The organism is Chryseobacterium oryzae (assembly GCF_022811665.1).
Classification (GTDB): Bacteria; Bacteroidota; Bacteroidia; order Flavobacteriales; family Weeksellaceae; genus Chryseobacterium; species Chryseobacterium oryzae.
In genome coordinates this window covers 3,033,441-3,049,352 of record NZ_CP094529.1, presented here as the reverse complement: position 1 = coordinate 3,049,352, position 15,912 = coordinate 3,033,441, and the positions used below count along the sequence as shown (strand labels likewise).

Annotated in this window: 12 protein-coding genes; all 12 read left to right on the top strand. The window is 35.4% G+C overall.

Annotated elements, in window-relative coordinates:
• Positions 1 to 5: 5 nt before the first annotated feature.
• The 12 genes from rsmH to ftsZ all read left to right on the top strand — a co-directional run bounded on the left by rsmH (position 6) and on the right by ftsZ (position 15,826).
• Positions 6 to 899 carry a 16S rRNA (cytosine(1402)-N(4))-methyltransferase RsmH gene (rsmH, locus tag MTP08_RS13830; protein ID WP_243576440.1) on the top strand — a complete coding sequence of 298 codons (894 nt, stop codon included), beginning with the start codon at positions 6 to 8 and terminating at the stop codon, positions 897 to 899.
• A gap of 51 nt (positions 900 to 950) precedes the next feature.
• The gene (locus MTP08_RS13825; protein ID WP_243576439.1) at positions 951 to 1,316 is read left to right on the top strand and encodes an FtsL-like putative cell division protein; all 366 of its coding nucleotides are present in this window, start codon (positions 951 to 953) and stop codon (positions 1,314 to 1,316) included.
• On the top strand, positions 1,300 to 3,291 hold the full coding sequence (locus tag MTP08_RS13820) for a penicillin-binding transpeptidase domain-containing protein (RefSeq protein ID WP_243576438.1): 1,992 nt from the start codon (positions 1,300 to 1,302) through the stop codon (positions 3,289 to 3,291). Before MTP08_RS13825 ends, MTP08_RS13820 begins: the two co-directional genes overlap by 17 nt.
• A gap of 17 nt (positions 3,292 to 3,308) precedes the next feature.
• On the top strand, positions 3,309 to 4,769 hold the full coding sequence (locus tag MTP08_RS13815; protein WP_243576437.1) for a UDP-N-acetylmuramoyl-L-alanyl-D-glutamate--2,6-diaminopimelate ligase: 1,461 nt from the start codon (positions 3,309 to 3,311) through the stop codon (positions 4,767 to 4,769).
• An 81-nt stretch (positions 4,770 to 4,850) separates the two neighbouring features.
• Positions 4,851 to 6,092: a phospho-N-acetylmuramoyl-pentapeptide-transferase gene (mraY, locus tag MTP08_RS13810; protein ID WP_243576436.1), complete on the top strand. Its 1,242-nt coding sequence runs from the start codon at positions 4,851 to 4,853 to the stop codon at positions 6,090 to 6,092.
• An 86-nt stretch (positions 6,093 to 6,178) separates the two neighbouring features.
• Positions 6,179 to 7,504 (top strand): UDP-N-acetylmuramoyl-L-alanine--D-glutamate ligase, encoded by a 1,326-nt coding sequence (gene murD, locus MTP08_RS13805; RefSeq protein WP_243576435.1) that lies wholly within the window; start codon positions 6,179 to 6,181, stop codon positions 7,502 to 7,504.
• A gap of 48 nt (positions 7,505 to 7,552) precedes the next feature.
• Positions 7,553 to 8,791, top strand: a complete 1,239-nt coding sequence (locus MTP08_RS13800) for an FtsW/RodA/SpoVE family cell cycle protein (RefSeq protein ID WP_243576434.1) — start codon at positions 7,553 to 7,555, stop codon at positions 8,789 to 8,791.
• 77 nt (positions 8,792 to 8,868) lie between these two features.
• The gene (gene murG, locus MTP08_RS13795) at positions 8,869 to 9,963 is read left to right on the top strand and encodes an undecaprenyldiphospho-muramoylpentapeptide beta-N-acetylglucosaminyltransferase (protein WP_243576433.1); all 1,095 of its coding nucleotides are present in this window, start codon (positions 8,869 to 8,871) and stop codon (positions 9,961 to 9,963) included.
• A 67-nt stretch (positions 9,964 to 10,030) separates the two neighbouring features.
• Positions 10,031 to 11,401 (top strand): UDP-N-acetylmuramate--L-alanine ligase, encoded by a 1,371-nt coding sequence (gene murC / locus MTP08_RS13790; protein WP_243576432.1) that lies wholly within the window; start codon positions 10,031 to 10,033, stop codon positions 11,399 to 11,401.
• Between the two features lie 83 nt (positions 11,402 to 11,484).
• Positions 11,485 to 12,456: a cell division protein FtsQ/DivIB gene (locus MTP08_RS13785; RefSeq protein WP_243576431.1), complete on the top strand. Its 972-nt coding sequence runs from the start codon at positions 11,485 to 11,487 to the stop codon at positions 12,454 to 12,456.
• 22 nt (positions 12,457 to 12,478) lie between these two features.
• Entirely contained in the window at positions 12,479 to 13,864 is a 1,386-nt protein-coding gene (ftsA, locus tag MTP08_RS13780) for a cell division protein FtsA (RefSeq protein ID WP_243576430.1), read from the top strand.
• 78 nt (positions 13,865 to 13,942) lie between these two features.
• Positions 13,943 to 15,826 (top strand): cell division protein FtsZ, encoded by a 1,884-nt coding sequence (ftsZ, locus tag MTP08_RS13775; RefSeq protein ID WP_243576429.1) that lies wholly within the window; start codon positions 13,943 to 13,945, stop codon positions 15,824 to 15,826.
• Positions 15,827 to 15,912 lie beyond the last annotated feature (86 nt).

Genomic DNA, 15,912 nt, shown 5'->3' with positions numbered 1-15,912 from the left:
ACAGAATGTATCACAACCCCGTTTTATTGAAGCAAAGTGTGGATGATTTGGTGACGAATCCCGACGGTATTTATGTGGACTGCACATTTGGCGGCGGTGGGCATTCGCGTGAGATTGTAAGTCGCCTTTCAGAAAAAGGTAAATTATATGCCTTCGATCAGGATCTTGATGCACTGAAAAATAATTTTGATGACGAAAGGTTTACACTAATAAATCAGAATTTCAGATTTCTCGAAAATTCTCTTTTAATGTATGGTGTTTCGCAGGTTGATGGGATTTTAGCCGATCTTGGGGTTTCTTCTCATCAGTTTGATGAGGCAGAGAGAGGTTTTTCTACGCGCAGCAATGCTCCTCTTGATATGAGAATGAATGTAATGCAGAGTCTTGATGCTAAAAAAATCATTAACGAATACGATGAAGAAGCTTTAGCAGATATTTTCTATTACTATGGAGAACTGAGAGAAGCGAGAAAATTGGCGCGTGATATTGTTCATCACCGGAAATCGAAAACAATAGAAACTACCGAAGATCTGAAAAAACTGTTCAGCTATCTTCCGCCGCATAAAGTAAATAAATTTTATGCGCAGTTGTTTCAGGCGATAAGAATTGAAGTTAATCAGGAGCTGGATGTTTTGAAGGAAATGTTGGTTCAGTCTTATCAAATTTTAAAACCAGGCGGAAGACTTGTGGTAATATCTTATCATTCTCTTGAAGACCGATTAGTAAAAAGATTTTTGAAAAACGGAATGTTTGAAGGCGAACCAGAGAGAGATATTTTTGGGAATTATAAAAAAGCATTCGAGCTGGTAAAAAGCAAAGCAATAATTCCGGATGATAAAGAAATTGAAGAAAACTCTCGTGCCAGAAGCGCAAAAATGAGAACTGGAATAAAAATGTAAATAATTAGTAATTGAAATCAGTAATCATTTATTAATCATCAATAATACAAAGTGGCAAAAAGAACAGCATACAAACCTCAGAAGAAACTTACTTTTATAGATATTATAAAAGGAAATTTCCTTAACAGGGATGAAATTAAGGTTTACTATAAGTATTTTCTGTTGCTTTTTGTATTGATGATGGCGATGATTTACAGCAATCATTTAGTCAACAAAAAAATAAAAATTGTAAATGCTTTAAAGGAGCAGACCGAAGAATATAAGTCCCGAAATGCTTTTGCGCAAAGTAAACTGATTAAAGTGAAAATGGAATCTCAGCTTGGGAAAGAAGTAGCTTCAGACTCTTTAATGACGCTCGAAAGCCATCCGCACAAATTGTTAATAAAATTAGACAGTACCGATGCAAAAACAAAATGATTACGATAACAAGCGAAAAAAAACGCTGCGATGGGGATACCTGTTTGCGGTGGTTGCTTTGTGCGTATTTGTAATGTTTTTGGGGAGAATTATTATTCTTCAAAACACTAATGTTCAGGAGATTAAAGATGATTACATCAACAATAATTACAGAACAGCAACCTTAAAAGCAGCCAGAGGAAATCTATATGCTTCAGACGGGTCCATTTTGGCAACTACGGTGATGCGTTACGATATTTATGTCGATTTTAAAACCATAAAAGATACCGTTTACAGCAATAATATTGGTGCACTTACAGATTCTTTAAGCAAAATGTTCGATAAACCAAGAGCAGATTTCAGAAAAAGATTCGATGAGCAAAAGGAGAAGAAAAATCAGTATTACGCTCTTGCAAAAGGATTAGATTTCGATCAGTACGACAGAATCAGAAAATTCCCGATTTTCAAAAGAGGAAAAAATAAAGGGGGATTTATTGTTGATAGAAATTATAAAAGAGAACTGGCTACCTCAGAAATCGGTTCAGGAACAATCGGTATGGATAATGGGGTGTCTAAATCTGGTCTGGAAGGTGCTTTTTCCAAATATCTTTCGGGTGTAGATGGAAGCAGACTGGAGCAGAGGGTAAATTCTTCCCAATGGAAACCTATTGATTATTGGAAAGTAAATGAACCCACCGATGGAAAAGACGTTTACACAACTTTAGATCTTAGAATTCAGGATATTGCACATTCTGCATTGCAGAAGCAACTTGTGAATTTTGAGGCAAAGCACGGAACTGTCATCGTTATGGAAGTGGCAACAGGAAAGGTTCGTGCAATGGTTAATCTTCAAAGAAATGAAGATGGAGAATATGTAGATGCTTACAATTATGCAATAAAAGACAATATTGAACCAGGTTCAACTTTCAAAGTTGTTTCACTTTTAGCGGCTATGGACGATGGTTTTATTGATGAAAATACAACTGTAAACGTAGGAAACGGAATTTGGGTGTATGCCAAACAAAGAATTTCTGATGGTCACGGTGGTGGAACTTATGATATTTCGGATGTTTTGGCAAAGTCGAGTAACGTAGGAACCGCAAAATTGATTACAAAATTTTATGCCGACAAACCTGAAATTTTCTTAGATCATTTAAGAAGATGGAAATTATTCGATAAAATGGATATTGAACTTCCGGGAATTACCAAACCTAGAATTTTAACGCCTAAAAATAAAAAATGGAATGCCGCAACTTTAGCTTCAATAGGATACGGGTATTCTACGAATATTAATCTGCTTCAGTTGGCTACTTTTTACAATGGTGTAGCCAATAAAGGCAAAATGGTAAAGCCTCTTTTTATAGACAAAATCATGCAGAATGGTAAGGTTACGTTTGAAGCACAAACTCAGATGATGGTTAAAAAAATGGCATCAGAAAAAGCTTTGAAAATGATGACTGATGCTTTAACGAAAGCTGTAGAAAAAGGAACAGGAAGAAGTATTTTCACGCCCAACTTAAAAATGGCAGGAAAAACAGGAACCGCAAGATTCGAATATTGGCTTCCAGGTCCGATGAAATATAGATCTTCTTTTGCAGGGTTTTATCCGGCAGATAATCCTAAATATACTTGTTATGTGATGATTAGTGAGCCGAATGTTTCGAAAGGTTTTTATGGAGGAACTGTTGCAGCTCCTGTTTTTAAAGAAATTGCAGGTAAAACTTTCCTTAAAACCCCACAAAACGTTGAAAAAGAAATGTTGGTAGATAGAAAGGTTGATCTTAATAAAATGGTAGAACCGAATGTGAAAGTTGCCGTAAACAACAAGCAGATGCCAAATGTTGTCGGATTAATCGGTAAAAATGTGATTCCGCAGCTGGAAAATTTAGGCTATCGGGTAGATTATAAAGGAGTTGGAAGAATTAAAGAACAATTCCCTCAGGAAGGAACTGTAATAAGTAAAAACCAGAGAATTTATTTGTCTCTTCAGAATTAAAATAAAAAGCATAAGCAATGCAGTTAATTGAATTATTAAACAGAATTCCAGTTTTAGAAAGTCATGGTGATACCCACCGTGAAGTTTCTGCATTGGTTTTCGACAGTAGAAAGGTTTCAGAAAATTCACTGTACATCGCAGTGAAAGGAACTGTTGCAGACGGGCATTCATTTATTGCATCAGCTATAGAAAAAGGAGCAACAACTATTGTTTGCGAAGATTTACCGGAAAATTTAGATCAAAATCTTACCTATATTCAAGTAAAAGACTCGTCTAAAGCTTTAGGGCATCTGGCTTCCAATTTTTATGGAAATCCTTCCGAAAAATTAAAATTAATAGGAGTTACCGGAACCAACGGAAAAACCTCCGTTTCTACTTTGCTTTTTGATGTTTTTAAAAATTTAAGACATCATTCGGCTTTGCTTTCAACGGTAGAAATCAGAATAGGAGATGAAATAATTCCCGCAACACATACGACGCCGGATGTTATTACCATTAATCAGATTTTGGCTAAAGCAGTTGAAGAAGGATGCGAATTTGCCTTTATGGAAGTAAGTTCACACGGTATTTCCCAAAACAGAATAGAAGGTTTACACTTCAAAATTGCAGGATTTACCAATCTTACTCATGATCATTTAGATTATCATAAAACGTTTGACGAATATTTAAAAACGAAGAAAATATTTTTTGATGAATTGAATGATGAAGCCATTGCCATTACCAATGTGGATGATAAAAATGGCAATATAATGCTGCAAAATACCAAGGCTAAAAAAAGATCTTATGCTTTGAAAACTATGGCAGATTATCATGGAAAGCTTTTGGAAGTTGATTTTAACGGGATGCTCCTCAATTTCAACGGAAAAGAATTCTGGACCACTCTTACCGGGAAATTCAATGTCTACAATTTGCTTCTGGTATTTGGTATTGCCTCTGAATTGGGATTTGAACAGGATGAAATTCTTCAGTCAATCAGTACATTAAAAAGGGTAAACGGACGATTTGAAACCTTCAAGTCAGATGGCGGAATTTTCTTCGTTGTAGATTATGCACATACACCGGATGCTTTGGAGAATGTGTTAGACAGCATCAATGAAATTCGAACTAAAAACGAAAGACTTATCACGGTGTTTGGTTGCGGCGGCGACAGAGATCACTCAAAAAGACCTGAAATGGGAAATATTGCCACTAAAAAATCTACATTGGCAATCATCACTTCAGACAACCCGAGAACCGAAGATCCCAATGCGATAATCAAAGAAATTGAAGCAGGTGTTGAACCTCAGAATTTTAGCAAATATACTTCAATTCCGGATCGAAGAGAAGCTATAAAAATGGCGATAAAATTTGCGGAGCCAAAAGACATCATCGTCGTAGCAGGAAAAGGTCACGAAACCTATCAGGAAATCAATGGTGTAAAACATCATTTTGATGATAAAGAAGTAATTAATGAGTTGTGGAAGCTTATGAGTAAATGAATATTTTAATACTATATTAAAATATTATAGATTAAAATTATAAAAAATCAATTCTCTTAAACTTTAAATTTAAAATAACATATGTTATACTATCTATACGAATACTTAACCAACCATGGCATCCACATTCCGGGAATGGGAATGATGAGGTACATCTCTTTCCGTGCCGGAATGGCAGTTCTGTTGTCTTTAACCATAGCTCTTGTTTACGGAAAAAGAATCATCAACTACCTGCGTGCAAAACAAATGGGTGAGTTGGTGCGTGATTTGGGATTAGACGGACAAAAACAAAAAGAAGGAACTCCTACCATGGGAGGGCTTATTATTATTATTGCAACGTTAATACCCGTTTTACTCTTCACCAGAATTATGAACGTGTATATCGTTTTACTTATCGTTTCTGTGGTATGGATGGGAGCTATTGGTTTTATAGACGATTATTTAAAAAAGGTTAAAAAAAATAAAGACGGACTTAGCGGTAAATTCAAAGTTGTAGGTCAGGTTGGTTTAGGGTTAATTATCGGAGTTACGATGTATTTTCACCCAGATATTACGGTAAAAAGAAAGTATGCAGATGCCAAAGTAATTAACCGAAATAATGTTGAACAAAATTTTTCGCCCGCAGAAAAAATTTCCGTTTCAACAGTTCCATTTACTAAAAATAATGAATTCGATTATAGTGGAATTTTATTTTGGATGAATGATAAAGATGCTCACGAATGGGCATGGATTGTCTTTATTCCTATTGTAATTTTTATTGTTACAGCAGTGTCCAACGGTGCCAATATTACCGACGGAATTGATGGTTTAGCCGCGGGAACAAGTACAATTATTCTCCTCGCACTGGCATTTTTTGCCTACGTTTCAGGGAATATCATTTTTGCTGATTACCTCAATATCATGTTCCTTCCGAATATGGGAGAAACGACAATTTTTGCTGTCGCCATGGTAGGAGCGGTCATTGGTTTTTTCTGGTACAATACCTACCCGGCGCAGGTTTTTATGGGAGATACAGGAAGTTTAATGTTGGGAGGGGTAATAGCCGTTCTAGCGATTATTTTAAGAAAAGAATTACTAATACCTGTTTTGTGTGGCGTTTTCTTGATCGAACTTTTGTCTGTAATTCTTCAGGTTTGGGTTTTTAAATACAGAAAAAGAAAATTTGGGTTAGAATATGCCCAGAATAACAGATTGTTTAAAATGTCTCCTTTACATCATCATTATCAGAAAGAAGGTTTTCACGAGAGTAAAATCGTTAATAGGATGATTATCATAGGGGTTATGTTGGCAATTGTATGTCTCATTACATTGAAGATGAGATAAAATCATGTAATAAGTAAAAGTATGAATGTAGAAAAATAAGAATACATCGTTCGTTTTACAATTTACATTTTACAAAAAGATTATTTATGAAAATAGTTGTTTTAGGAGGAGGCGAAAGCGGTTGTGGTGCTGCTTATCTAGCTAAAAAGAAAGGTCTGGAAGTATTTCTTTCAGACAAGGGAGCTATTAAAGATCAGTACAAACAGTTTTTAGCAGAAAATGATATCGATTTTGAAGAGGAAAACCATGATGAAGAAAGAATTCTCCATGCAGACTGGATTATAAAAAGCCCTGGAATTCCTAAAAAAGCAGACATTATCCATAAAATTCATGAAAAAGGAATAAGACTTTCCTCTGAAATTGAATTTGCTTCAGAATTTACAGATGCCAAAATTATTGCCATTACCGGTAGCAACGGAAAAACTACTACAACTTCTCTCATTTACTATATTCTGAAAAATGATGGACTTAATGTTGGTCTTGGAGGAAATATTGGCTACAGTTTCGCAAAGCAGGTGGCTGATGAAAACCACGATTATTATGTGTTGGAAGTAAGTTCATTCCAACTGGATGACATTCAGAACTTCAGACCGTATATTTCTCTATTGCTGAATTTGTCTAAAGATCATTTGGATCAGTACAATTACAACTACGAAGAATATGCTTTGGCAAAATTCAGGATAACTGAAAATCAGGAAAACGATAATTTTTTCATCTATAATAAAGATGATGAAATGAGTAAAAGCATTCTGGAGAAATTTGAAGTTAAAGCGAAAATGATTCCTTTCTCTACAAACGAAAAACTCCCGGAAGGAGGTTTTGTAGAAGAAGATAAAATTGTGGTAAAACTGAAAGATGAGTTTTCTATGAAAATAGATGAGCTTTCTTTGTTGGGAAACCATAATGTTGCCAATAGTTTAGCCGCTTCTATTGCCGGTAAAATATTGCAAATCAATAATGAAAGCATCAGAAATTCACTAATGACATTTCAGGCAGTTGAGCACAGATTAGAATTTGTAACTGAAATTAATGGTGTAAAATTCATTAACGACAGTAAGGCAACCAACGTCAATGCAACGTATTATGCTCTGGAAAGCATGAAAAATCCCACCATTTGGATTGTAGGAGGAACCGACAAAGGAAATGATTATACGGAGGTGGAAGATCTGGTGAAAAGAAAAGTAAAAGCTATTGTCTGTTTAGGAATTGATAATCAAAAAATTATAGATTTCTTTAAAGATAAAAAAGAGTTAATCTACAGTACATCCAGTATGCAGGAAGCGGTAGAGGTTTCAAAATCTTTGGCTAAAAGTGGAGATACGGTTTTACTGTCACCATGTTGTGCAAGTTTTGATCTGTTTAAAAACTATGAAGACCGAGGACAACAGTTTAAAGAACAAGTTTTAAAATAATTGTAAAATTTCGGGTGTGTAAAATATTTTCCATCCCAAAACAAAAATATGAACGAACAGAATACAGAAAGCAGATTCGAATTTCTAAAGGGCGATAAAGTACTTTGGATGGTCATTCTTGTGATCTCCATTTTCTCTATTTTCCCGGTATATTCTGCCAGTTCAAACTTAGAATATATTGTTAATAACGGAACCACAACCGGTCACGTAATGAAGCACATGTTTTTTGTAATCTTAGGATTAGGAATCATGAGACTGGTAGGAACTGTAAGATATGAGTATATGGGCAAGCTCAGCAGTATTATGCTTGGGCTTATGGTTATTTTGCTGATTGTTACCATGTTTACAGGTCAAACTATTGATGGAGCGAGTGCTTCAAGATGGCTCAAAATACCGGGGACACCCATTTCTTTTCAGCCTTCGTCTTTTGCTTTTTTAATGCTGATTATTTATTTGTGCAGATATTTAACTAAGAAAATAACGAGAGAAAGACTGCCTATTGAGAATGTACTGTACATTTTCGGTCCCATATTGCTCGTTTTCGTTTTGGTGGCAAAAGACAATGGTTCTACTGCATTGATGATTTTAATGGTATCGGTAATCGTTTTGGTTATCGGGCAGCTCAACTGGAAGTATATTGCAGGATTTATCTCTGCATCCTTTGTTGCTATTATGCTGTTTTTATTTATTGCTTTAAATACCAATATTATTGGTGGAAACCGTGTTCATACATGGATGAGCCGTATAGAAACATTTACTTCCAGCAAGGCAAAATCTGCAGATGTTGATGATGAAAGTGTTAAGGCAAAAAACTATCAGGTTATGCAGGCAAAAGCAGCCATTGTTCATGGTGGAATTACAGGGATGGGACCTGGAAAATCTGCACTGAAACAAATGCTTCCACAATCTGCATCAGACTTTATTTTTGCAGTTATTGTTGAAGAATATGGGCTCATTGGAGCCGGATTTCTTATCAGTATGTACCTCATTATGATTGTAAGAATTGTAATGATTGCCAGTAAAATGCCTGCATTTTTTGGTTCATTGCTCGTTCTGAGTCTCGGTGTGATGATTTTTACCCAATTGGCTGTAAACATAGCCGTTGCGGTAAATCTTATACCAGTTACCGGACAACCGCTACCACTAATAAGTTATGGAGGAACATCTATGTTGGTTACTTATATTCAGTTGGGAATTATTTTGAATATAAGTTCAAGAATTCAGATTTATGATGAAGAAGGGTTGGGGAAAAAACAGAGCGTAGCAGAAATAAACGATATAGCATAAGTTATAAATGATGAATGATATTATATAATTGATTTTCGTATCGCTTATCAATAATCATTTATCAATAATAAAAAAGTATGAACAAAAAACTAAAAGTATTGTTATCCGGAGGCGGAACAGGAGGACACATCTTCCCGGCAATCGCTATTGCAGACGAAATCAAAAAAAGGTTTCCCGATGCAGAATTTTTGTTCATCGGAGCCAACGGGAAAATGGAAATGGAAAAAGTTCCACAAGCGGGTTATAAAATAGAAGGATTAAATATCGCAGGTTTCGACAGAGGAAATTTGCTTAAAAATATTGGCTTGCCATTCAAACTTATTTCGAGTTTGCTTAAAGCTAAAAAAATTATAAAAAGTTTTAAACCAGATTTCGCAGTTGGAACAGGAGGTTTCGCAAGCGGTCCGGCATTGTTTATGGCTGCAAAAATGGGAATTCCTACTTTTATTCAGGAGCAGAATTCCTTACCAGGGAAAACCAATACAGCCAACGGAAAAAAAGCAAAAGCAGTTTTTACGGCTTATCCGAACATGGAGAAATTTTTCCCCACTTCGAAAGTTTTTTTCCTTGGAAATCCTATTCGGGAGAATATTGTTTCGGGAATGCAGGAAACTGCTCAGGCAAAAGAAAAATTGGGGCTGGATAAAGATAAACTTACAATTTTATCGGTGGGCGGCTCTTTAGGTTCAAGAACATTAAATAATGGCTGGAAACTCAATTTAGAAAACCTGAAAGAAAAAGGTCATCAATTGATTTGGCAAACCGGAACTTTGGATTATAAAGATTTATCTTCTTATCTCCAGCTTCCAGCTTCCATTCAGTTGAAAGAATTCATCAAAGATATGGAAACTGCCTATTCTGCTGCAGATATCATTGTTTCGAGAGCCGGAGCGATTGCCATTTCAGAATTGGCAGTGGCACAGAAACCTGTTTTATTGGTTCCTTACCCTTTTGCGGCGGAAGATCATCAAACCAAAAATGCAATGAATCTGGTTGAAAAAAATGCAGCAAGAATGGTAAAAGATTCAGAAATGAAAGAAAAATTCTGGACTACTTTATCAGAAATCTGCGAAAACGAAAATGTAAGAAAAGAAATGTCTGAAAATCTGAAATATTTTGCCAAACCAAATGCGGCAAAAGAGATTGTAGATGAGATTTTAAAAGAACTGTAAAAAGTACAATGTAAAATGCATTTACGACTTCATTACACATTTTACAGAATACATTAATACAAAGAAAATGAACAATTTAGAAACATATCAAAATTTTTACTTCGTTGGAGTCGGAGGTATCGGGATGAGTGCTTTGGCGCGCTATTTCCATGCCTCGGGCAAAAAAGTTTCAGGCTATGATAAAACCAACACCAAACTCACTCAGACTTTAATGAATGAGGGAATTGATATTGTTTTTGAAGATGTTATTGATATTAAAATCACATCACTTCAGAAAGAAAATACATTGGTAATCTATACTCCTGCAATCAAAAAACTGGGGATTTTAGACTATTTTAATGAAAATCAGTTTGAAGTTTTAAAAAGAGCAAAAGTTTTAGGTTTAATTACAGAAAATACAGATTGCATCGCAGTTGCAGGAACCCACGGTAAGACTACAACTTCCACTTTGGTTTCGCATTTGTGTAAAGAAGCAGATTTGCCGTTTTCATGTTTTTTAGGTGGAATATCCGAGAATTTTAAATCGAATTTTCTTTATAATGGAAATCGGTATTCTGTAGTTGAAGCTGATGAATACGACAGAAGTTTCCTCAATCTTTCTCCGGATTGGGCGGTAATTACGTCAATAGATGCAGATCATTTGGACATCTACGGCGACAAAAATACCATTGAGGAAGGTTTCAGAGAGTTTGCGGCTTTGGTTCCTGAAGATAAACAACTTTTTGTAAGAAAAGGAATTGAAATCGGAAGAGCACATAATACGTATGCAGTAAATGAAAAAGCAGATTATTTTTCGGATAATTTGAGGATGGATCATGATAAGATTTATTTTGATTTTCATACGGCGACAGAAACAGTAAAAGATTTTGTGTGGGAAATTCCGGGAATTCATAATGTAGAAAACGCAACGGCTGCCATTGCTATTTTGCACAATTTAGGAGTAGATTTTGAAACTTTGAAGAAGGCGATTGCCAATTTTAAAGGAATTAAAAGAAGATATACCAAACATATTTATCCTAATGGTAAAATTTATATTGATGACTATGCACATCATCCCACAGAAATAGATGCGGTGGTAGGTTCAATAAAAACATTTTACCCGGATAAAAAATTATTGGTGGTTTTTCAGCCGCATTTATTCAGCAGAACCAGAGATTTTGCAGATGGATTTGCTGAAAGCCTGAGTAAATCCGAAGAATTGATTTTGCTTGATATTTATCCGGCAAGAGAACTTCAGGAGAATTTTGAGGGGATCACTTCAGATTGGCTGCTAGAAAAAGTGACTTTGGATAAAAAAGAAATTTCAAACTTATCCGATGCTTTTAATAAGATAAAAGAAAAAGATTTTGATATTTTGCTCACGGTAGGGGCAGGAAATATAGATACACTATATGATCCGATTTGTGAATGGTTAAGCTCTGTGCAAACTGTAGTATAGAAAGTATAGCGTAGAGAAATTTTATAAAAAGATAATAAAACAAATACATAGGTACATTGTACTTTTTACATTGTACAGGAAATATGAAAAATAAATACAGAATATTAAAAATTGCCATTACAGTAATCATTCTTGGTTTTCTGCTAAGTTTCTCGTTGAAGAAATTCAGCAGTCAGAAGATTACAGACAATAAAATATCTGTAAAAATGAATGAGAAAACTCCGGTATATTTTATTGATGAAAAAGACATCCGTGAGATTGTAAATAAAGAAAACCCTTCAAGAAAAGTAGGAGATCTTAACATTCCAGAGCTGGAAAAGAAGATTAATGCACTTCCTGCGGTAGACAGCGCAAATGTTTATCTTAACTTGAATGGAAAACTCAATTTAGACATTAAACAGAGAGTTCCGGTTTTCAGACTGAATAAAAACGGAAAAGATTTTTATGTAGACGAAAAAGGGGTAGAGTTTCCGATTTCAAAAACCTATTCTCATCCCTGTATGTTGGTAACAGGCAATGTCGGTAAAGAAGAATATAAAAAACTGGCAGAACTGGTAGAGAAAATTGATAAGGATGAATTCAGTAAAAAATATTTTATCGGGATTTCCAGAGATAATAATGACGATTACAATCTTCTTACCAGTGAAGGAAATTACAAAGTGGAAATTGGAGATTTAGATAATATAGATTTTAAAGTAAAAGGATTTAAAACCTTTGTAGAAAAATATCTGGTTTATCAGGATCCACAGAAATATAAAATGATCTCTGTAAAATATCAGAACCAGATTGTAACTACGCTAAATCCTTATTTTAAAGAGAATGACAGTATTCTGAAAGCTGGGCACAAAGATTTGGCGAAAGTTCCCGTTGCAACTTCAGTTCAGGAAAAGAAACCTGAAATAAGCATCAAAAAGGAAGAGAAGAAGGTAAGTTCAACACTTCCGAAAGCAAAAGAAAAAGAAAAACCCAAAACGGCTGCAAAGCCTAAAACTGAAGCAAAACCGAAAGAAAAAAAATCTACGGTAAAGCCAAAAGGAAAAGTTAAAATAGAATAAAAAAATCAAATCAATATAAGCAATGGAAAATCAAGAGTATTCAGTAGGTCTGGACATTGGGACAACAAAAATTGTCGCCATTGTCGGAAGGAGGAATGCACACGGGAAAATAGAAGTTCTCGGTGTTGGTAAAGCCAAAAGTCTTGGAGTACACAAAGGGATTGTGAATAATATTTCGCAGACTATTAATTCAATTAAAGCGGCTGTGTCCGAAGCACAGTCTAGCGCAGGTGTTCCCATAAAGAAAGTAACAGTAGGAATTGCAGGTAAACATATCCGTTCTTTGCAACATTCCGATTACATTATGCGAGAACATCCGGATAAATTTATTACCGATGATGATATAGAAGCATTAAAAGATCAGGTAAAAAAACTGGTTATGCTTCCGGGAGAAGAAATTATCCATGTTCTTCCTCAGGAATATAAAGTAGATTCTGAAGGGGAAATTCAGGAGCCGGTTGGTATGCACGGAAAACGTTTGGAAGCCAATTTCCATGTGGTTGTAGGGCAAATGGGAAGCATCCGAAATATCGCAAGATGTGTTAGAGAAGCCGGTTTAGAGATGGAAGCACTTACTTTGGAGCCTTTGGCATCTTCAGAAGCTGTTTTAACCAAAGAAGAAAAAGAAGCAGGAGTTGCCATTGTAGATATTGGTGGTGGAACTACAGATATTGCTATTTTTAAAGATAATATTATCCGTCATACCTGTGTAATTCCTTATGGTGGAGGAATTATTACCGAAGATATTAAAGAAGGCTGTTCAATCATAGAAAAACATGCAGAGCAATTAAAGGTAAAATTTGGTTCAGCGGTTCCGGAATTAGAGAAAGACAGTACATTTGTTACCATTCCAGGGCTTCACGGAAGACCGGATAAAGAAATTTCTCTTAAAACTTTAGCACAGATTATTAATGCAAGAGTTGAGGAGATTCTAGAAATGGTGAACACCGAATTAAAAGCATATGGTGCCTTCGAACAAAAGAAAAAACTGATTGCAGGAATTGTACTTACCGGTGGTGGTTCTAATTTGAAACATCTTCGTCAGCTTGCAAATTATACCACAGGATTCGATAGTAGAATTGGTTTTGCAAATGAGTATATTGCCAACGATAAAAATCAGTATCTTAAAGGGCCGGAATTTGCCACTTCAATAGGGTTGCTAATGGAGAGTTTGAAAATCAGAGATAAGAAAACTACCGTTATTGATGAAATTATTGAAACCAAGGTTGAAGCTAAAGCAGAAGAAAAGCAGCAAACAGTAAACGAAACTACGGTTTCCCAACAGATTGTTGCTATAGACGAAATGAAAGAGGAAGTGAAAGTTCAGCAGCCTGCAAAACCGTCTAAACCAACATTTGGACAGTCTTTAATGGAGAAAGTAAAAAAATTCTTTGAAGAAGTAGAATAAAAATATAAATGATGAATGATATGCGATCAATGATTGTCAAATATCATTAATCAATTATCAATTATAAAAAAATAAAGCATGGAAAATATAGGTACACAAGGATTTTCATTTGATTTGCCAAAAGGAAATTCATCAATTATAAAAGTAATCGGTGTAGGTGGCGGCGGTAACAATGCGCTGAAGCACATGTACGAAAAAGGAATTCACGGTGTAGATTTCGTTATCTGCAATACAGATGCCCAAACTCTAGACAATAATCCTGTTTCCAACAAAGTACAGTTGGGAGTTACCATTACAGAAGGTCTTGGAGCAGGAGCAGATCCTGAAGTAGGAGAGAAAGCTGCTATTGAAAGTATAGAAGACATTAAAGCAGCCATGGGACAAAACACCAAAATGGTCTTTATTACTGCAGGAATGGGCGGTGGAACCGGAACCGGAGCCGCTCCCGTAATTGCCAAAGTTGCCAAAGATATGGGGATTCTTACGGTAGGAATTGTTACCGTACCTTTCAGTTTTGAAGGGAAAAGAAGACTGGAGCAGGCAGAAAATGGTCTTGAAAAACTGAGAAATAATGTTGATTCTCTAATTGTCATCAATAACGATAAATTAAGACAGCAGTTCGGGAATTTAGGTTTTAAACAGGGATTCTCGAAAGCCGATGAAGTTTTAACAAATGCCGCAAAAGGAATGGCAGAAGTTATTACAGGTTATTTTGATGTGAATATTGACTTTAGAGATGCTAAATCTGTGCTTCAGAATTCCGGTACGGCATTAATGTCAACAGGAATGGCTTCAGGCGAAAATAAAGCTGAAGAAGCGGTAAGAAAAGCATTAGATTCTCCATTATTGAACGACAACAAAATTACCGGAGCTAGAAATGTACTCTTATTAATCCGAAGTGGTGCCGAAGAAGCTACTATGGACGAAATCGGTATTATCATGGATTATATTCAGAAGGAAGCAGGAAACACTGCGGATATTATCTTTGGTGTGGGTGCAGATGAAGAATTGGGCGATGCAGTAAGTGTATTGGTTATTGCAACGGGTTTTTCTAATGATAATAAAAAATTTGCCGGACCTACTGAAAAAATCAGAATAGGTTTGAATGATGCATTGGATGCGCCAAAAACTTCGCCTTTCAAAACAAAAGAAGAAAGAGAAACAGAAGTGGAGCAGGGATATGATTTTGGAGGAAAAAATCTTTTCAGATTAGACGATGAAGAGCAGGATACACCACAATTCAAGGTTTCTTCCAATGAAAAAAAAATGATTGTTGAGGATGAAGATGTAAAAACAGAAGTCAAATTTTCAGACAGAGATCAGGATACAATAGATAATCCGGCTCAAAGTTGGAAGGGTGACGATTCTCAGGATGATGCCTACAATCTTTTTTCTTTTGATGAAGAAACAGATAACGATTTGGAAACCCAATCTTTCACATTCGATTTTGAAAATAAACAAGAAGAGCCAAAAAGCAATGATTTTTCCAGAGTGTATTCCGATGAAAAGCCTGTAGAATTCAGCTTTACTGTAAATGAGCCCGTAAACGAACCGAAAAATGATTTTGGACAGCCAAAAAATGAAGTAGAAACTTTTACAAGTATCATTGAAGAAAAAGCGGTAGAAGTTCAGAACACTTTCGAAGTAAAAGAAGATCCAAAAAATACTGTTGAGTTCCATTCTGAAACATCTGTTCAGACAGAAAGCGAATTTACTTTTGTAAGCAAACCTGCAGATCAGGAGCGCGTAACGGAAAGAAGAAATAAACTGAAAGAGTTTAATTCCCGTTACCAAAATTTCGATGTAGTTAATGATTTTGAATCTGTACCGGCTTTCAAGAGAAAAAATATTTCTATAGACGGAAGTAACGCATCAGACCAAAACATCAACACGTATCTTTCTGATAACAACGGAAATATGCAGATTAGAGAAAACAGATTTTTAAATAAAGATGTAGATTAAGAATTGTACTCATGTATTTACGTAAAATGTATTTACGATATATCAGAATCGTTTTATATTTTAATCATAAATACATTGTACTTTTT